Origin of the sequence: Aedoeadaptatus urinae (genome assembly GCF_900155585.1) — a bacterium.
GTDB classification, from domain to species: domain Bacteria; phylum Bacillota; class Clostridia; order Tissierellales; family Peptoniphilaceae; genus Aedoeadaptatus; species Aedoeadaptatus urinae.
In genome coordinates this window covers 255205-273141 of the sequence record NZ_LT707416.1, presented here as the reverse complement: position 1 = coordinate 273141, position 17937 = coordinate 255205, and the positions used below count along the sequence as shown (strand labels likewise).

Genomic DNA, 17937 nt, shown 5'->3' with positions numbered 1-17937 from the left:
CCCGGCAAAGCAAGAAAACTCTTCCTCACCGACATCACCTACATCAAACACCAAGGCCACTTCTCCTACGTCTCCGTCATCATCGACGCCCAAACCAACGAACCCGTCGCCTACAAAACCAGTACAAGCTACAGCCTCGACTTCGTCCTCGAAACCCTCGAACAACTCAACACCTGCGGCTACAACCAAAACGCCATCATCCACTCCGATCAAGGCGTTCACTACACAGCAAAAAAATTCCGGGACACCGTCCAATCCATGGGCCTCATCCAATCCATGTCAAGAAAAGGCAACTGCTGGGACAATGCACCCTGCGAATCCTTCTTCGGCAAAATGAAACAAGAAGTCCCGTTCGACGAAAACGCCGACGACCAAGAGATCGAAGCCGCAGTCAGCGACTACATAAACTACTACCGCTACCGCCGATACCAAGAAGGCCTCGGCGATATGACGCCATACGAATACGGCTCCACACTACTCCACGCATAGGGGTTGACGTGTCCAAAGAAGCGGGTCCGCCTTAATTCGCCCTCTGCCCCTTCCCCGGGGCCCCATCCCCATCCACCCACAAAACGCTTTTTATATGTGCGGAACCCTTACGGGTTCCGATTTTTATTGGGATGTGCTGCACACCGGGCTTTTTCGAAACGGATAGATCGTTGTACCACCCACAAACGCCTTTTAGCAGTGCAATCATGACCTACGGCGAAAAAGCCCGGCATGAAAAAAACCCTGTTTGCGAACAGGGTTTTTTTGCGCTTATTTTAAGCTGCGGCCATAGGCGTCTGCCATTAAGGCGGCGGCTTTTATTTTTTCTGCGGAAATATCTTTGCTTGCCCTCTTGTACTCCGTGGTTTCCGGAACGAAGGTCATCATTTCGTCCAGGTCGTCGGCGGTAAGTCCCACGTCCTCCAGGGTAATGGGCAGGCCGATGGATTGGTTGAAGCGGGCGATTTTTTTCAGCTCCGCCTCGTTGCCGTCGTAGGCGTGGAGCACCATGACGCCGAAGGAGACCACTTCGCCGTGAAGGTAATTGCCTTCTCTCGGGATCAAACAGGCGGCGTCGAAGAAGATGTGGGCGATGTAGGAATTGTAGTAGAAATCCGGCTGATTGGTGAGATTGCTCACGTAACCCGTGGAGACCAAGACGTCCAGGGCGATTTCTTCCACGGCGCGGGAGACGCGGTTGTGCTTTACATCCTCCAGGCCCTCCTTGCCCCACTTCAGGAATGGCTCTTCGCAGGTTTTGGCAATGCCCACGCCCAGGCGGGCCATGTGGCTCAGGTCGTCGCCTTGCGATGCGGAAAGAACCTCCGCCTGCTTACTGATGCCGTCGCCGATGCCGGCCCAGAAATAGATTTCAGGCGCTTCGGCGATGATTTTCAGGTCGATAAAGATGTCCGAGGGAGACTTGGGAAATTCGTAGCCCCGCACCCGGCCGTCCTCGTGATAGACGACGGCGATGGCGGTCATGGCCGCACAGTTGGAGCAGATGGTGGGAAAGGAAAAGGCGGGCTTGTCCATGCGCAGGGACAGCACCTTCGCCGTGTCCAGGGCCTTGCCCCCGCCGATGCCGAAGATAATATCGGCCTCTTGAACGGCGGGCTCTTTCATCAGTCGTTCGATGTTTGCGTCGGTGCACTCCACGCCGTAGACAAAGGTGCCGGTGATGGTCGTATCGGTGCCCTTGAGGGCTTCTTTTATTTTTCCCGAGGCGGCATCCAGGGCGCGCTTTCCGCCGACGAGGACGGCTTTTTTAAAGCCTCTCGAAGCCAGCACCTCGGGCAATTCGTCGTAACCGTCCTTCGACAGGTGGTAATTCGGCATATACATAGTTATTTTCCCCTTTCGTTATTGCAAGATGAAAAACACTATACACCCGGCGCGCCCTCCGGCGCAAGAAATACGGGAGAAAAATATATTATTCAGTCTCTCTCTTTTCGTCTGTTGCCTCGGCTTTATTGTCTTTCATCGTTTTCTGATTGACGTCTTTCTCCTCGCTCCTTGGCTTCGCCTTCACCGGCTTCACCGAGGGCATAATGCCCTTGGCCACCACTTGAGGGAAGAGGTAGAGGCCCAGGTTTTTCGGGTGGGTGTGGTCGGAAATAAAGATCTCGTCTTCTTCTTTGGCGATTTTGTGCCAGTCGATAAGGTGCACCCGCTTCGACGCCTTGGCGGCGGCGGCGAGCTTTTGATTCACCGGCTCTTCCCAGGGATCAGGCATGACGGTGTTGACCAGGTACACCGGGTGCTTGCCTGTGGCAGCGATGAGCTCGTCCAGCACCTTCGCATTAAAGTCGTAATTGGTGCCCAGTTGAATGACGATGGGGGCATCGGGTGAGAGGGCACTGAGGTCGTGGCTTTCTAAGACCTCTTGGCCTTTCACCATTTGGCGGTTCTTCTTGCCGTCCACGGTAAATTTCGGCAGGAGCATTTTAATGTATTCCGCCTCCATTTCCGTCAAGCTGTCGCCGATCATGAGCCCGTCCTGCTCGGCCAGGGCGTTTATGTCCTTTTCGCCGAGAGCCACCTGAGGCCAGCGGCGATTGATTTCTCTGATTTCCTCGGAGAGGTTTTCGTCGTCCACGGGCTCCGGCTCTTTGGCCTTGGCCTCGGCCTTCTGCTTCGCTTCGATTCGCTTTGCCTCGGCCTTTTCCTTGGCGGCGATGCGCTTCGGACTGAAGGCCGCGGAGCCGATCAGGGTCATTACCGCAAGGGCCGCGGCGGAAATCCTCAGGGCACGCTTCTTCTTTATCGGATGCTTGAAGAGGCGGTAGGTGCCTTCCCCTAAGAGGAAGAGCACGGGCAGTTGAATGAGGACCACGGCGAAGTAGGGCAGCTCACTGTGGGAGAAGGCCTGTTGAAAGACGAGCATCACCGGGTATTGCCACAGGTAAAGTTCGTAACTGCGCTTGCCGAAATAGTTTAGCACGGGATTGCCCAAGGCTTTGGCGGCGATATTGTCGTCTTTTGCCGTGAAGAGCAGGAGGGCCGCGCCGAGGACGGAAAAGAGGGCCATGCCGCCGTAGTAGAGGAAGCCGCCGCTTTTAAAGACGACGAAGCAGATGAGCATGGCGGCCAGAAGCCCCGCTGCTTGGGGCGCTTTCGCCTTTTGACTGCCCTTGAAGCTGCCCTTTTCGCCCATAAGCCCGGCCAAAGCGCCTATGGCAAAGGCGAAGTAGCGGGTGTCCGTGCCGTAATAGACGCGGGTGATGTCTTTGACGAAGGGGGTCATAAGGGGCATTAAGAGAAGGGAGATGCCGCCGGTGACCAACAAGGACAGGGTGAGCTTGCCGCGATTCTTGCCGCAGATCCTTCTGATGACGGCCCAGATAAGATAGAACTGAAGTTGTGCCGACAGGGCCCAGAAGTGGGTAAAGGGCAAAAATTTTCCGTGGAGGTCGAAGTAGGAAAAGCCCCGCAGAATCTGTTGCCAGTTGTTCACGCCGAAGACGGCGCTGATCCCCGATGCGGCCACGTCGCGAAATTCCGCCTGAAAGGCCACGGCGGAGATAAAGAGCACCACGGTCACGACGAGGACCAATGGCGGCGTAAGCTTTTTGTACTGCTTGATGAATTTTTTAAAGGGCGCGGGCTTTTTTTTCGCCAGGTGCTGGCTCATGAGCAGATAGCCCGAGAGCAGGAAAAACATGACGACGCCTAAGTAGCCGCCGCCGATTTTATGGGGATAAAGGTGGTAAAGGATCACGCCCCACAAAGCCAGGGCGCGGAGTCCGGTAAAGGATCTGATTTCTTTGTGCAAGTCTGCCTCCTGAATACGGCAAAAGCCGTTATGTAGTCGTGGCTGCGCCGCCGAGGGCGAGCCCGCTATGGGCTAAATGTTATCACAAGGTTAGACCTATGAAAAGTTTCTTTCACCTTTTACAAGAAAAATTTTTTGCAAATAAAAAACCGGCCGATGCAGCCGGTTCGTCGTGTCATTTATTCATTAAGGATAATTCGTCGGGATCGCCGGAAAAGGTGACGACGCATACCTCCGGCCCCGTGTGGGCGCCGATAACGCAGCCCAACCGTTGGGAGGTGTCGATGTTTTTTTCTTCCATGCCCATGTCTTTCATGAGAAAATCCTTTACCAAGGCCACCCGCTCGGGCCAATCGCCGGAGTAGACATAGACCCTTTGCTCGGGATTAAAGACGCCGTCTTTGGAATGCTCTTCCATATATTTTCTCAGCTTCTTTAAATAGGCTTTGTTGCCGCGGTAGACGTCCAGCACTTCCAAGGTGCCCTCTTCCTTCTCCAGTTCCAACAGGGGGCAGAGCTGCAAGACGCCGCCGGCGATTTTCGTCGCCTTGGACACGCGGCCGCCCCGGTGCAAATACTCCAAGGTGCCCACGGTAAAGCATTCGTGAGAGGTGGTTTTGATCTTATTTAAGTAATCCGCAATGGCTTCCAGGCTTTCGCCTCGATCCCGCAGGATGGCGGCCTTTAATGCCAATAGCCCTTCACCGAAGGTGGCGGATTTGGAATCGACTACGGCGATTTTTCCCGGATAGTCTTTTTCCAACATGGCCTTCACCATTTCCGCCCCTTCGTAAGAGGAGGACAGGCCGGAAGAGAGGCCGATGTATAAGACTTCGTGGCCTTGATCGAGTGCCTCTCTAAAGGCTTCTTCCAGCACGCCGGGCAGGACCCGAGAGGTGCGGTAGACGGTGCCTTGGCGCATATTGTCGTAGAAGGTGTCGATGTCGATGGCCTTTCCCGTTTCAAATTCATTTTCTCCGTCGGAAACGGCGATGGGCAGCTCCACGATTTGAGCGCCTTCCCGCATTTTAAAATTTAAATCCGCACCGTCGTCGGTAAATATCTTTATCATGATTCGCTCCTTGTGGCGTAACTTGTTTTCGAATTCTTTTTATGATCCTCGATAATCCTTATATTACGTGTTCGGGCTTTTAAAGTCAATTACGTTTGAGCACGGAGGCCTCTACTTTTCAGCCCCCGCCACTTGTCTACTCGCCATTAAAATAATAAGGGTCGCAACCCCCAGCATGACGATGCTTCCCCCGGGCTTCAGGCCTAGGTAGTAGGAGAGGGCGAGGCCCGCCTCCGTAAAGAAGATGCCGAAGAGGATGGCGGCGACGTGGGTCTTCTTATAGCTCAGCTTCAACTGCAGGGCGCAGGAGACGGGAAGCACCAAAAGGGAGGAGATAATCAGCACGCCCACGGTGCGGGCGGAGATGGCCACGGTGAGCCCCGTCAAGAGGACGAAGATACCGCTCAGCCTGTCAGCGCGAATCCCGGCCAGGCGGGCGGAAATGCCGTCGAAGGACAGGTAGAGAAGTTTTCTATAGTTGAAAACCAGAAAGACGACCACGGCCAGAGACACGGCGAGGATCATGTAAAATTCGAAATCCGTAATGGCCACGATGGTACCGAAGAGGAAGGATTCGAAATTGGCCCCGCCTTTGACGAAGCCCGAGAGGATGGAGGCCATGCCCACGCCGGTGGACATGATCACCGCCGTGGAAATTTCCCCGTAGGAGGGAAAGCGGCGACGAATCCATTCCATGGAAAGGGCGGCGACGGCACAGGTGATGACGGCGCCTAAAATGGGATTGATGCCGAGCAAGAGCCCGAGCATGACTCCGGCCAGAGACACGTGGGACAGGGCGTCGCCGATCATGGCCAGGCGTCGATTGACGATGACCACGCCCATGGCGGGGATCACGATCGAAAGCACCAGGCCCACGATCATGGCTCGAATCATATAATCGTATTGAAAAAGCTCCATCAGCCTCACCTCTTTTCAAGGACGCCGTCTTCCAGGACGTAAATACCGTCGATCATGTCTTCCACTAAGTGTAATTCGTGGGTAATCATTAAAATCGTCATGCCGTGGGCGTCGTGGAGGTGGCGCAAAATGTGAAACAGCTCTTCCCTCGCCTTAAAGTCGATGCCCGTGGTGGGCTCGTCTAAAATAAGCACGTCGGTCATGGAGATCAGGGCCTTGGCGATTAAGACGCGCTGCCGCTGCCCGCCGGAGAGAGCGCCGTAGAGCCTGTCTTGAAAGCCCTGCAAGTCCACGAGGGAAAGGGCATCGTCGATGCGGTGCTTGCGCTCCTCTTCCGCGAGCTTTTCTCCGTAAAGGCCCAGGTCCACGATCTCCCGCACGGTAATGGGAAAGTCGTAGGAAGAGATCATGATCTGGGGCACGTAGCTGACGCGGGAAAAATCCGTGTCCTTGCCCAGGGGCTCGCCTTCGTATTCGATAACGCCCGAATCGGGCACTTCGATGCCCAAGAGGAGCTTGATCAAGGTGGATTTCCCCGAGCCGTTGGCCCCTATAAATGCGAGAAAATCTCCCTGCTTCACAGAGAGATTCACCCCTTTTAAAACCTCGTTCTTCCCGTAGGAAAAGTACAGGTCTTTTACACTGTAAATTTCTTTCATCGCAAGGCCGACTCCAATATTTTCAGATTGCTTTCCATGCGTTCGAAGTAGCTCTTGTCGGTTTCGTATTCCATGGGATCCAGTTCCTTCACTTCGGCTCCCGTTTCCGATGCGATGGTTTGTGCGATTTTGTCGTCTCCCTCCGGTTCCGTGAAGACGGTTTTAATGCCCTTGGCCTTCATTTCGTCGATGATGTCTTTCATGGCCTTGGGATCCGGTTCCGATTCGGAATTAATGCCTTCGATGGGAATTTGGTTTAAGCCGAATTCCTTGGCCAGATAGCCGTAGGCTTCGTGGCTGACGACGATGTCTTTGTGCTTCACATTATCCAACACTTTTTCGAAGGATTCGTCAAGTGCTTCAAATTGACCTGCGAGCTTTTCGTAATTGGCTTTGTAAAAATCGGCATTGTCGGGATCTTTCGCCGCCATGGCTTCGTAGATGTTTTCAGCCATTTCTTCCGCATTGTCCGGAGCCATCCACACGTGGGGATCCATGCCGCCGTGATCGTGTTCGTGACCTGCGGCTTCGTGTTCGTGATTGTCGTTGTTATGGTTGTGATTGTTGTGGTTATTGTCGTGATTATTGTTGTGGTTGTCGTGGTCGTGATCGTGTTCCGTCGCCTCATCTTCATCGTGGTGATGGTGATGGCCGCCGGCCAACAATTCGATGCCCTTCGATGCTTCCACTAAGCTCACGTCACCGTTTAAGGTGTCCTTTAAAGAGTCGGTGAAGGATTCCAGCCCGGCGCCGTTATAGATAAAGAGATCCGCTTCGTTTAAGCCGTTAATGTCCTTCGGCGAGGGCTCGAAGCCGTGGACCCCTTGGCCCTTGGGAATCATGCAGCTGACCTCGGCCTTTTCCCCGGCGATTTCCCGTGCCAGGTCGCGAAGGATGTAGGTGGTGGTCACCACCTTCAGGCCCTCGCCCTTGGGCTTTTGGCTCTCGGTGGCTACGACTTTATTGTCGTTGTTGTTATTGTTGTTATTGTCGTTGTTCGCCTTCGATCCGCAAGCGGTAAGCATCAGCGCGGCACAGGCCACGGCGATGATTTGTTTTGCTTTCATTTATACCTCCAAATAGAAATCATTGTTATTTAACATGCCTAAGTATATCACTTTTCTCCGCTTATTGGGAAGAGCTTTCAATAAATTTTTTCCTCCCCGCTTTTCTTTTTTGCGCCCATGGCTTATGATGATTCCGGGAGGGTGGCCAATGGAAAATTTATTGAGGGAAAAAGGCTTGAAGGCGACGAAGGGTCGCCTGGAGGTCTTGAAGATTTTAAAAGAGGCACGTAGGCCCATGAGCGCGGCCCAGGTCTTTCACGAGTTGCCGAAGGAAGTGTGCGCCTCTCTGTCCACGGTCTACAGGATTTTAAATCAACTGACCGAGGCGGATATTTTGCAGGCGTCCCTGGAGCAGGACGAGAGCACTTATTACGAATACCGAAACGAGGAGCACCGCCACTACATCGTCTGCTCCCGCTGCGGCAAGCTCGCCCCCATCGACGACTGCCCCTTGGATGCCTTGGAGAAGCACATTCTTCGCTCCACGGGCTACACCATTACGGGCCACCGCTTTCAGCTGGAAGGCATATGCCCCGATTGTTTAAAGAAGGAATAAAGAAACCGACGAAGCCTAGTAGAGTGACCCCATAAAGTTGGACTTAATCGAGTAAGCATTTCGCTTGCTCGATTTTGTTTTACATAACATTCGTTCTATGCGGATTTCATTCGTTCACGGTATTGCTTCGGACTCAAGCCACCCAACTTTTCTTTGATTCGATCGTTGTTGTAGTAGCGGATAAAACGTTCGATCGCCCGCACGAGTTCTTGCCGGCTTCGGTAGACGTAACCGTCGTAGATTTCTCTTTTCAGCACACTAAAGAAGTTTTCCATGGGTGCGTTGTCGTAGCAGTTGCCTTTTCTCGACATGCTCTGGAAGATGTGATGCTTTTTCAGCATGGCTTGATAGGCGGTCATTTGGTAGCCCCAACCACGATCGGAGTGGAAGGTGCGCCGGTAGGGGCAACCGTTGGTTCGTTCGATGGCTTCTTCTAAGCCTCGTAGCATGGTGACGCCGTTGGGTTGGTCGGAGAGGACGTAGCTGATGATTTCCAGATTGTACATGTCCATATATGGATCGAGATAGAGTTTCTTTGTTTGAAGTTTCCCGGTTTGATCTTCGATGTAGTATTTGAATTCTGTGGTGTCGGTGGTAATTTTTTGGTAGGGGATACAGGTGTTGAAGCGTCGATTGATTCGATTCTTCTTAATTTTGCCGACGACGCCTTTGTAGGAGTTGTACTTCTTGTATTTCCTACCGTAGGCGTGGACTTGAAGGCCCATGTCTTGAACCAGTCGTTGAACTTTCTTTTTGTTTACCACTTGGCCCCGGTTCTTCAGCTCCAGATGGATCCGGCGGTAGCCGTAGTCTTTGTGTTCGCGCCGAATGGCGAGGATCTCGTCTTTTAACGCTTGGTCTTTGTCTTCTTCGCTCCACTTTTTCTGCCAATACATAAAGGTGGATTTGGGAAAGTTGATGGCAGCGAGTATCTCTGTTAGTTGGAATTGTTCTCGGAGTTTGGCGACGATCCTCGCCTTTTTCTCATTTTTTCTTCCCTCACCAAACTCCTTAGCTCCTCCAGATATATCTTTTGAATGGTGAGCCTCCGATTCTCCGCTTCTAATTCTTTGATGCGGTTTTCCAATGCCTCACGTGAGCTTGCATCAAGAGGCTCCTTCTTAGTTGCAGACTTCGGTGGTTGATTGCAGGCGTCTTTCTTCGTCACAGGTCTCCCTCGCTTATGTGATTGCAGCCCCTCAATGCCCTCCTTTCGATACTGACTGTGCCATTTGGCGATCATGGACGGATTCGTCAAACCGAGTTCAAGGGCCAATTGTTGGTAACTACATTCGCTCGTTTCGTAACGTGTAATGGCTTCTAACTTAAACTCTACACTGTACGAGCGTTTATTTCTAGAGCGTATTAAGCCTTCATCGCCAAAATGTTTGTAATTGTTGACCCAGCGTCTGATCTGCGATTCGCCAATCTGATATTTATCTTCTAAGACGAGATAGCTTGTCTTCCCTGACAAGTATTCTTCGACGATTTTCCTCTTCAATTCATAACTGTATTTTGCCATTAAAAGACCCCCAAAGGTTGGATTTCTTGGTCCAACTTTTGGGGGTCAGTGCATAGGCCTCGTCGGTTCTTTTTATTTCATGTAGCGTCGGTCGATCATGTCTTTAATGAGCCAGGGTATGTGGCCGTAAAGGGAAAAGGACCCGCGATTGAACAGGGCTTTTTTTCCGCCGCCGTTAATGATCTGCAGGTAATTTTCCTGAGGGGTGTAGGTGCGAAGGCCGCACTCGTCGGCCAAGGTCTTCATGAGATTGTGGTAAAGCACCGGGGCCTGGCGTATGGCGAAGACCCCGGCCTTGGGCAAGCGGGGCCGATCTTTCAATGTGACCATGTCCCCCATGGCGAAGACATTGGGCGCCGCCTTTAAATAAGAATCCACGTAGACGTAATTGGATTCGGTAACGTCAAAGCCCTTGTACTCCACCTCCACGCCGGTAAAGCCCGTAGAGAGGATTAAGTAGTCGTAGGCGTAGGCTTCGTCCTCCGCCTGCACTTTCTCCCCGTCCACCCCGCGGACCGTGGTGGATTCGTAAAGGTCGATGCCCTTGTCCTTCAAGAGGCGGCGCAGCCTTTCCCTGGAGGCGGTATTCATGTTTTTCGCCACTTCACCGGAGGTGAGCAAGAGAACTTCGCGGAAATCATAGGCGGCTTTCAGCGCCAGGGCCAGCTCCACGCCGGATGCCCCGCCGCCGACGATGACCAGCCGCTTTTCTTTCAGCCCACTCGCCTTATCCAGCTGCTTTTTAAATGCCACGGTGCGGGCGATGGGCTTGACATAGCTCGCTTCCCTTTTCTCCAAAAGAAAGGGCTCCTGAGAGCGCACGCCCAGATTCATGGAGAGGATGTCGTAGGTGATATCCTCGGAATCGGTGATCACCGCGTTTTTTTCTCTGTCTATAGTGCGAATATCGCTCTCGATGTAATTGACCCCCGCCGCCTCGGCCAGGGCCCTCACGTCGAAGGCCATTTCTTCTTCACAATAGATGCCTTCCACATAGCCTGCCAGCATGCCGGAGTAGTACTGCTTGGGGTAATCGGTGATTAAGGTGACTTCCACGCCGCAAAGGGGCTTTTTCGCAAATTTCTTTAAGAGGAGGATGTGGCCGTGGCCGCCTCCCGCCAATACCAGATGTTTCATTCCCGCTCCCTTCTTTTCACAGAAAATTGCCGAATGGTTCTATCTTATTTCGTCTTTCCCTTTCGAATCACCAGGGCGAGGAGGACGCTTGCGGCGGTAATGGCCATGTTTAACAGCACCACCCGCTCGGGCCCCTGTGTGCCTGAGGCGGCGGTAATGGCTCCCGCCGCGGCGAGGACCACGTAATTGGCGAGGGACGATGCCATCATGACCACGGAGGTGATCTTTCCCTTATGCTCCTCGTAGAGGCCGTTGGCTTCCGCCACCACCAGCTGAAGCACGCCGCCGGCGCCGCCGTAGCCGATGAAGAAGCCGCCGATTAAAGGCGATACGGGGCTCTTCACGAAGTAGGTATAGGCGAGGGCGCAGAAACACAAGGCCGGGTAAAGGACGAGGACATCTTCCGTATCGATTTTCTTCAGCACCACGAAGGCCGTGGCCAGGACGGCGACGATGGTCCCCGCCGCATAAACCGACTGAATCATGGATGGGTCCTGCATGCCGTAGAGGCTGCCCAGCTCCTGATTGCAGTTGAGCCACAGGGTGAAGGTGGCGGTGGCGGTAAATCCCATGAGCACCACGGGCACGATGCCCCGCCGTAGGCCCATGGGGCCCTTGTCCTTCGCCGCTTTTTCCCCTTCATCGGGAAAGGCCGCCGTGAAGATCAAGAGGCCGTCCACGGCGATAAGCGCGCCGAAGAGGCTAAAGACGGCGGTGTAGCTTAAGGATTTTGCGGCAAAAAAGCCGATGACAAAGGGCAGCACGAATTGGCCCAAAGACATGGCGAATTTCGTAAACATATTGGCCCGCGGGCCCTTTTCCTTAAAGAGCTCCATGACCGTAGGGGTGACGCAGGTATCCAAAAAGGAATTGGCCATGCCGCCGATGATCGCCGCGGCGTAGGCGGCCTTTGCCGAGGGCGCATAGGCGATTCCGAAAAAGTACAGGGCGTAGAGAAAGACGCCCCAAAGGCCGGAGGTCTTTCGCCCCCGCCGGTCCGACACATAGCCGGATATAGGCAGAGCCACGAGGCGGCCCAGGCCCAGGGCTGCGATGACCTGAATCACCGCGGAAATATCCGCCGCGCCCCAGGCGCTTTGCAGGGCGGATTTGTATTGAGAGAGAATGGATACGCCGATGCCGTGAATAAAATAGGTGAAGTACAGGGGCAGGGCGGTGCGATAAATTGACGGCTTGTTTTTCATAATCACCTCGAATTTTCCACAAAAAAAGTGACCCGCGGGTCACTTTTCCCGGCTTGACGCCGACTCGATGGTATGCCATTCCGATTTTTGGTAAGCAACAGTAAGTAAGAAACAACTCTAAGTATTTAAACTTATAGCTAGGAGTAAGTCGGCACATTCGTCCATCGATATAGTCATTATCACATGAATCAATCATGCCGTCAAGGGTTCTTTATCTATTTCTTACCGGATTTTTAAATGCCCATAAGGGCGCGAAGGGCGTCGTAAATGCCATGGGTCATGGCGCGAAATTCCACCGGGGTTTGTTTTTCGTTGACGGAAATCAGCTCGCCGTTTAAGAAATTCATGGTGACGGAGAGCATGCCCTCTTCGATTTCCACGTAAAAGCCCAGCCGCTTGTCTTCGATGACGGCTTCAAAGCCGAAGCTGTCCCCGTCTAAAATGCGAATGCACTCGTCGTAAATGGCGGCGAGCTCTTCGAATTTAAAGAAGCTGTCTTCCGCCTCAAAGGGCGCGCCGTCGTGCAGCCCTTCGATTTTCGTAATCAAGTAATCGGTGCTGAAGCCCGTGCCCACGCCCCAGCCCGGCGGGTACTCGAATTCCAAAATTTCCACGTGGATTTCCGTATTTCCCTGTTTTAAATCAAGCATGACCTATCTCCTGTTTACTAAATGAAAGCCCTGCTCTTCGGCGATTTCGGCGAGAGCGGCGCGGTTTTTTGAGGCACCCTGTAAGCGGGCCACCACTTGCTTCGAAAAGGAATCCACCCGCCGGTTCGCATCCCTTAAATCGTAATAGGTCTGCATTTCTTCGTCGTAATCGGCGATGGCTTCCATGTAACTGTCCTGTACCACATAGCTGTCGGTAAAGCACTTCAGCTCCATGGGCATGCGGGGCTTGAGCTGCGGCGCTTGAGCGGGATGGCCGAAGCCCAAACCGAAGACGGGGAAGGTGAGCTTGGGCAGGTCCAAGAGCTCGATGACGGCGCGGGCGTCGTTTAAAATGCTTCCCAAATACACGGCCCCCAGGCCCGCCGCCTCGATGGCGTTGGTGACGTTTTGCCCCGCCAGAACCGCGTCGGTAAAGCCTTGGAAGAAGCGGTCGCTGTCCGCCTCGGCTGCGAGCTCAAAGCCCTGTTCCCGGGCAATGCGGCTGTTGCGGTAGACGTCCACGATAAAGACCCACAACTCCGGCGCCCGGGCGATGTAATCCTGCCCGCCGATTTGAGCCAGGGCCTGTCTTTTTTTCTCATCGACGATGCGAATAATGGAATAAGATTGCATCCCCGTAGATGTGGCCGTGTGATTGGCCACGTCCTTCAATAGCTCCACCAGCTCCGGATCCACGGGCTCCTTCGTAAATTCCCGAATGGTCACGTGGCTTAATTGCTTTTCGAACAACTTTCTATCCGCCATTACTTCCTCCTTTGTTTTTCCTTCAGCCGGCGAATCCACAGATTGCCGATTTCCGCCGTGGACTCCATGGTCTTGATCTGCATGCGCAGAAGACCCTTTAGGGATTCGGCCAGATAGGCGTCTTCTTCATCGGATGTGGTTTTGAAGAGCCCGCCTTCGTCTTTGCCGTAAAGTTCGATGACCATTTCCCCGGGACCGCCCTCCACATGTTCCACTTCCACGGCAAAGGGCGACTCGGCCATGGGCATCAGGGCCGCGCTCTCCCGCATGGCGGGTAGACGAATTTGTGAGGGGTCGAAAAATTCCTCCTCATCGGAGGCCTGCTCGCTTAAATAGACGCCTTCGTCGGTGATCCCGTCCACAGAGTAGAGGCGGTGCTTCTCTCCCACGAGCCACAGGCCGTCTCCCGCCTTCAGGCGAGAGCGATAGGCTTCCTCCACGGCTAAAAAGCCTTCCTCGTCGGGGAGGCGATCCGTATATAAGTAATAGGCGCGATTTCCCTGTGCCATAGCTTCTCCCATCTCTTTAAAAAGAAAAGGTACCGACTGTGCCGGTACCTTCTGCATTCAACGCTTATTTTGCGTTTTCGTTTATCCATTTCATGGATTCTTTAACGGCTTCGTCTGTGGGGATTTCGACGCCGGTTTCCGGATCCTTGCCGGCTACTTTGCCGTAAATGTCCGATGCGGGCGCTTGTTCATTGTTTTGGTTTTCTTGTTCTCTTCTGGATTTTGCTTTTTCTTCTTTGTTAGACATTACATCCTCCTATTTGTGGTACACGTGGCCGGCGTGAATTCGCGCAGCCCGATATATTTGTTCCATTAAGACGACGCGCATGAGGGTGTGGGGCAGGGTCATTTCGGAAAAAGACAGGAGCCAATCGGCCCGCGCCTTCACGGCGGGCGAAAGTCCCATGCTGCTTCCGATGACAAAGACCACATCCCCGTCGGTCGTTTCAATGAAATCGTACAATTTTTTTGAAAAAGCCGGTGAATCCACCTGCTTTCCCTCCACCGCCAGGACGATTACCCTGTCCTGCGGTTTTATTTTTGCGAGCAGGCGCTCGCCCTCCCGTTGAAGAACCCCTTCCGCCTCTTTGGCCGACAGGCTTTCCGGAGCGCGCTCGTCCTTCAGCTCCACGACATGTGTGGGGACGTAGGGCCTTAAGCGCTTCACATACTCCGAAACCAAGGCATCCAAGGCGCGGTCCTTTAACTTTCCCAGGGCCAGTACCTGAATACGCATCCTTAGATCAATGCCTTCACTTCTTCAAGGGCTTTGTCGTAGTCCGGGTGATTGGTCACTTCTTGGACGTATTCAACGTATTTTACCTTGTCGTCTTTGCCGACGATGACGATGCCGCGGGTCAAAAGGCGCAGGCCTTCGATTAAGAAGCCGTATTTGTTGCCGAAGTCGCAGATTTGATAGTCGCTGACGAGCTTGGCGCGGTCGATGCCTTCAGCGGCGCCGAAGCGTTCTTGTGCGAAGGGCAGGTCGTTGGAAATGGTGATGACGTGAACGTTATCGCCTAAATCCGTAGCCATTTGGTTAAAGTTGCCCGTTTGAATGGAGCAGACGCCGGTATCGATTGACGGAACGACGGAGTAAATACGTACGGTACCGTTTAATTCCTTGGATTCAAAGGGACTTAAGTCGTTGTTTACCGCAACAAAATCCGGGGCTTTGTCGCCGACTTTAATTTCTTTGCCTAAAATGTTGATGGCGTTTCCGCCAAATGTAATGTTTTCTCTGGACATAATGTACCTCCTAAACTCATTGGTTCATACAGTACATGTATATCCTAATTTAGACAAAACAAACACAGAATCGCAAGCAATTTTATTTTTTTCGCCGCGCCAAAGTCCCGCCGATGCGGTATGATAGATATAGAACAGGAGGCATTATGACTTTCAATTCTTCCGCCCTGGTCTTAGACGGGCGTTCTCATACATCATTAGCCATTATTCGCAATTTAGGTCGCCACGGCATTTCGGTGCGCACCGTGGACATTCTTCCCTCGGACTACGGCATCAGCCGCTACACGAAAGACGCCGTCCTTCTCGAAGAGGGAGCGGACGAGGTCCTTTTAAACAGCCTTATCGCCCTTTCCGAAGAGGGCGAGCCGCCAGTGCTCTTTCCGACATCCCCCGCCTGGGCCGCCTTTGTGGCGCAGCACTTTTCTCTCTTGAAAAAATATTTCCGCTTTCCCGCCGAGAGCCCGGAGGGGATTTTTTGGCGCGGATCAACGGATCTATTCGACGATTTAATGCCGGCTACCGTGGCTTTAGACGGAGAAACTCTCCAGGCCACAGAGCTGAAAATCGCCACCACCGTCGGCTTTCCCTGCCTCATTCGAAAGCGCAGCTTAAAGGCCGGTGATCTTTCCCATCCGGCGCAATTTATACCGAGCCCCGGCGCCCTGTCCCGGGCCCTTGAAGAAATTTCCGATCCCGAAAGCTATGTCGCCCAACGCTTCATTCCCGGCGATGCCTCGGACAATTCCTCCGCCGTGCTCTATTACGGCAAGGGCGGCGAGCTGGCGGGCTTCGTCACCGCCGAAGTGCTGCGCCAATGGCCGGAAAATATAGGCGAGGCCACCTACATGAAGCAGAAGTGGATCCCCGAGCTCATCGGCCTGGTCCATCCCCGGCTGAAGGAGGCGGGCTTTCGCGGGCTGATCCACGTGCGCTACAAGCGGGACGAGTTCAGCCGCAAGGTCTATATTACCGGCGCCGACACCGCCTTTCCCCCCGAGACGGAGCTCTACAGCCACCTGGGCTTCGAGCTGCCCTACCTCTATTACCTCGACGCCACGGGGGAGGAAGTGCCCAAGATTTTCTTTCAATCGGACACGAACTGCCACTTCAAGGACGGCTTCAACGACATGCGGGCCGTCGGCAGCTATTTAAAAACCGGCCACATGGGCCTCATGAAAATCATCAGCGACTACAAATTCAGAAAGGTCCCCGCCACCTGGGCTTGGGACGATATGGGCCCGGGTCTGAACAAGCTAGGCTCCGAAGCCTTGAAAAAAGCCGACGTCCTGAAGGACAAGCTGCCACTGAAAAAATAAATGCAGACATGAAAAAACGACCCCTTGCCGTTTCAGCAAAGGGTCGTTTTTATTTGGCGGAGCGGGTGGGATTCGAACCCACGTGCCCGTGAAGGCAAACTGATTTCGAGTCAGCCCCGTTATGACCACTTCGATACCGCTCCACGCCTATTGACTTAACGAATCTATTATACAGGAATTTTCCCCGTTTTAAAAGTCGTTTTTGTCTAGGCTGTTCTTTACAGTTTAATATAGTTTAAGGGATTTTTTGCCACGCCGCCGACGCGCACCTCAAAGTGCAGGTGGGGGCCGGTGGAGCGACCGGTGGAGCCGATCTTGCCGATGGATTGTCCCTGTGCCACCACGTCTCCGACCTTGACGTTAAAGGCGCTTAGGTGGGCGTAGCGGGTGGAGGTGCCGTTTTGGTGATCGATGATTATGAGGTTGCCGTAGCTTCCCGCCATGCTTGCGCGGGTGACGACGCCGCCGTCTGCCGCGATGACATCGGTGCCCGTGCGATTGGCCAGGTCGATGCCGTAGTGGAAGCGGCCCCAGCGGGGACCGAAGGGGGAAGAGAGGCGGCCGACCGTGGGCTTAATGAAGTTGCCCGTGGCCACGCCTTCTTTGGTGCCTACGACGACGACTTGATCCACGCTCTCTTGAACCAGGCGGCTGCTTTCCGTGACCGAGGAAATGACCTTGCCGTTTTTCGATTGAAGGGCCGTGGTGGTTTCCACGACGCCGGCCTTTCCGGCACGTTCGACCTTTTTCACGCTCTTCAATTGATTGGCGTCTTCTCTCACCACGGTTTTAAAAGCCACGGTTGCTTGAGCCTTCACTTCCTGATCCAAGGTGACGGTAATCATAGGCGCCGCCTTTAAGACATTGATCTTGGAGCCCTTGTGCAGGGGATCCTCCCAGTTGACGTTTAACGCTTTGATTTCGTCCACGGTCATGTTGAATTTTTTCGCCACGGATTCCAGGGATTCCGTTCCCTCGGCCATGTAGACGACCTCTTCTCTGCCGCCGGTTAAGAGGGCCTTAAAGGCTTCGTCCACGGTAAGGGTCACATCCCCTTTGGCGGGTTCGGCCTTCATGGCGGGCTCGATGTCCATGCGGCGGACGGTAGCGCCTTGGGCCTTAAAGTGGTTTTCGATTTTCTTCATGAGGGCATCGTAATCGGCGGCACTCTTTAAATTAAAGACCGCCTTATCGCCTATGTATACGGCGACGACATCCCCCTTCTTTTCACTTTCCGCGACAACGGCCGCCGCCTTGGCTTCCGCGGGGGCATTCCCTTGGGCAAAGGCCGGGCTGTAAACCAAACCCGCCGCCATCATCGCCGCCAGGGCGCTTACTTTTATCGTTCGATTCATCTTGTTCATCTCTGTCTCGCTTTCTAATTTTATCTATATGAAACCTCTCAGGCTTCGTTACTAATTTGTAACTCTTTTAGAGCACGAGGGATATTATAACAGAGAACCGCCCCTTGTCTATGGCTTTAATACTACAAAAAGATGACAGTTTCATGACAAAAGTCATAAATACGTAAAAAAAAGCGAAGGCTCGAC

Annotated in this window: 20 protein-coding genes and 1 tRNA gene; 3 read left to right on the top strand and 18 right to left on the bottom strand. The window is 53.5% G+C overall.

Annotation, left to right across the window (positions count from 1 at the left end; translation table 11 throughout):
- Nucleotides 1-489: IS3 family transposase (locus tag BQ7397_RS09160; RefSeq protein ID WP_159435152.1), on the top strand; the 489-nt coding region annotated here is incomplete at its 5' end.
- 270 nt (nucleotides 490-759) lie between these two features.
- On the opposite strand, the gene BQ7397_RS02165 is transcribed toward BQ7397_RS09160, so the two are convergent.
- The 6 genes from BQ7397_RS02165 to BQ7397_RS02140 all read right to left on the bottom strand — a co-directional run bounded on the left by BQ7397_RS02165 (nucleotide 760) and on the right by BQ7397_RS02140 (nucleotide 7479).
- Nucleotides 760-1833, bottom strand: a complete 1074-nt coding sequence (locus tag BQ7397_RS02165; RefSeq protein ID WP_077074548.1) for an iron-containing alcohol dehydrogenase family protein — start codon at nucleotides 1831-1833, stop codon at nucleotides 760-762.
- A gap of 88 nt (nucleotides 1834-1921) precedes the next feature.
- Nucleotides 1922-3763, bottom strand: a complete 1842-nt coding sequence (locus tag BQ7397_RS02160; protein WP_077074547.1) for an acyltransferase family protein — start codon at nucleotides 3761-3763, stop codon at nucleotides 1922-1924.
- A gap of 175 nt (nucleotides 3764-3938) precedes the next feature.
- Complete coding sequence (locus tag BQ7397_RS02155) at nucleotides 3939-4835, bottom strand: DegV family protein (protein ID WP_077074546.1); 897 nt, start codon at nucleotides 4833-4835, stop codon at nucleotides 3939-3941.
- 111 nt (nucleotides 4836-4946) lie between these two features.
- Nucleotides 4947-5753: a metal ABC transporter permease gene (locus BQ7397_RS02150; RefSeq protein WP_077074545.1), complete on the bottom strand. Its 807-nt coding sequence runs from the start codon at nucleotides 5751-5753 to the stop codon at nucleotides 4947-4949.
- Between the two features lie 5 nt (nucleotides 5754-5758).
- Nucleotides 5759-6412, bottom strand: a complete 654-nt coding sequence (locus tag BQ7397_RS02145; protein ID WP_077074544.1) for a metal ABC transporter ATP-binding protein — start codon at nucleotides 6410-6412, stop codon at nucleotides 5759-5761.
- Nucleotides 6409-7479 (bottom strand): metal ABC transporter substrate-binding protein, encoded by a 1071-nt coding sequence (locus BQ7397_RS02140; RefSeq protein ID WP_077074543.1) that lies wholly within the window; start codon nucleotides 7477-7479, stop codon nucleotides 6409-6411. Before BQ7397_RS02140 ends, BQ7397_RS02145 begins: the two co-directional genes overlap by 4 nt.
- A 148-nt stretch (nucleotides 7480-7627) precedes the next feature.
- Here BQ7397_RS02140 and BQ7397_RS02135 point away from each other — a divergent pair, with 148 nt between their 5' ends.
- Nucleotides 7628-8035 carry a Fur family transcriptional regulator gene (locus tag BQ7397_RS02135; protein WP_077074542.1) on the top strand — a complete coding sequence of 136 codons (408 nt, stop codon included), beginning with the start codon at nucleotides 7628-7630 and terminating at the stop codon, nucleotides 8033-8035.
- A gap of 95 nt (nucleotides 8036-8130) precedes the next feature.
- Here BQ7397_RS02135 and BQ7397_RS08940 read toward each other — a convergent pair whose 3' ends face one another.
- From BQ7397_RS08940 to tpx, 10 genes are all read right to left on the bottom strand, one after another.
- Complete coding sequence (locus BQ7397_RS08940) at nucleotides 8131-9063, bottom strand: IS3 family transposase (protein ID WP_234970557.1); 933 nt, start codon at nucleotides 9061-9063, stop codon at nucleotides 8131-8133.
- Nucleotides 8973-9557 (bottom strand): helix-turn-helix domain-containing protein, encoded by a 585-nt coding sequence (locus BQ7397_RS09285; RefSeq protein WP_077074540.1) that lies wholly within the window; start codon nucleotides 9555-9557, stop codon nucleotides 8973-8975. The genes BQ7397_RS08940 and BQ7397_RS09285 overlap by 91 nt, the downstream gene beginning before the upstream one ends.
- 72 nt (nucleotides 9558-9629) lie before the next feature.
- The gene (locus BQ7397_RS02120) at nucleotides 9630-10694 is read right to left on the bottom strand and encodes an FAD-dependent oxidoreductase (RefSeq protein ID WP_077074539.1); all 1065 of its coding nucleotides are present in this window, start codon (nucleotides 10692-10694) and stop codon (nucleotides 9630-9632) included.
- A gap of 44 nt (nucleotides 10695-10738) precedes the next feature.
- On the bottom strand, nucleotides 10739-11899 hold the full coding sequence (locus BQ7397_RS02115) for an MFS transporter (protein WP_077074538.1): 1161 nt from the start codon (nucleotides 11897-11899) through the stop codon (nucleotides 10739-10741).
- Between the two features lie 233 nt (nucleotides 11900-12132).
- Entirely contained in the window at nucleotides 12133-12549 is a 417-nt protein-coding gene (locus BQ7397_RS02110) for a hypothetical protein (RefSeq protein ID WP_077074537.1), read from the bottom strand.
- 3 nt (nucleotides 12550-12552) lie between these two features.
- Nucleotides 12553-13314 carry an NADPH-dependent oxidoreductase gene (locus BQ7397_RS02105; RefSeq protein ID WP_077074536.1) on the bottom strand — a complete coding sequence of 254 codons (762 nt, stop codon included), beginning with the start codon at nucleotides 13312-13314 and terminating at the stop codon, nucleotides 12553-12555.
- A complete protein-coding gene (locus BQ7397_RS02100) occupies nucleotides 13314-13823 on the bottom strand; it encodes a hypothetical protein (RefSeq protein ID WP_077074535.1) in 510 nt (169 codons plus the stop codon). The genes BQ7397_RS02105 and BQ7397_RS02100 overlap by 1 nt, the downstream gene beginning before the upstream one ends.
- A gap of 64 nt (nucleotides 13824-13887) precedes the next feature.
- Nucleotides 13888-14070 (bottom strand): CDIF630_02480 family spore surface protein, encoded by a 183-nt coding sequence (locus BQ7397_RS09280; RefSeq protein WP_077074534.1) that lies wholly within the window; start codon nucleotides 14068-14070, stop codon nucleotides 13888-13890.
- Between the two features lie 9 nt (nucleotides 14071-14079).
- Nucleotides 14080-14559, bottom strand: coding sequence for a 23S rRNA (pseudouridine(1915)-N(3))-methyltransferase RlmH (gene rlmH / locus BQ7397_RS02090; protein WP_077074533.1), 480 nt, complete (start codon nucleotides 14557-14559; stop codon nucleotides 14080-14082).
- Nucleotides 14560-14561: 2 nt separating this feature from the next.
- Nucleotides 14562-15071, bottom strand: coding sequence for a thiol peroxidase (gene tpx / locus BQ7397_RS02085; RefSeq protein ID WP_077074532.1), 510 nt, complete (start codon nucleotides 15069-15071; stop codon nucleotides 14562-14564).
- Nucleotides 15072-15217: 146 nt separating this feature from the next.
- Between tpx and BQ7397_RS02080 the strand changes: the two genes are divergently transcribed.
- Nucleotides 15218-16387, top strand: a complete 1170-nt coding sequence (locus BQ7397_RS02080; protein ID WP_077074531.1) for a hypothetical protein — start codon at nucleotides 15218-15220, stop codon at nucleotides 16385-16387.
- Nucleotides 16388-16441: 54 nt separating this feature from the next.
- Here the strand turns inward: BQ7397_RS02080 and BQ7397_RS02075 are convergent.
- Together BQ7397_RS02075 and BQ7397_RS02070 are read right to left on the bottom strand one after the other, a co-directional pair.
- Nucleotides 16442-16530 (bottom strand) — tRNA-Ser (locus BQ7397_RS02075).
- Nucleotides 16531-16605: 75 nt separating this feature from the next.
- Nucleotides 16606-17751, bottom strand: a complete 1146-nt coding sequence (locus BQ7397_RS02070; protein WP_077074530.1) for a peptidoglycan DD-metalloendopeptidase family protein — start codon at nucleotides 17749-17751, stop codon at nucleotides 16606-16608.
- Nucleotides 17752-17937 lie beyond the last annotated feature (186 nt).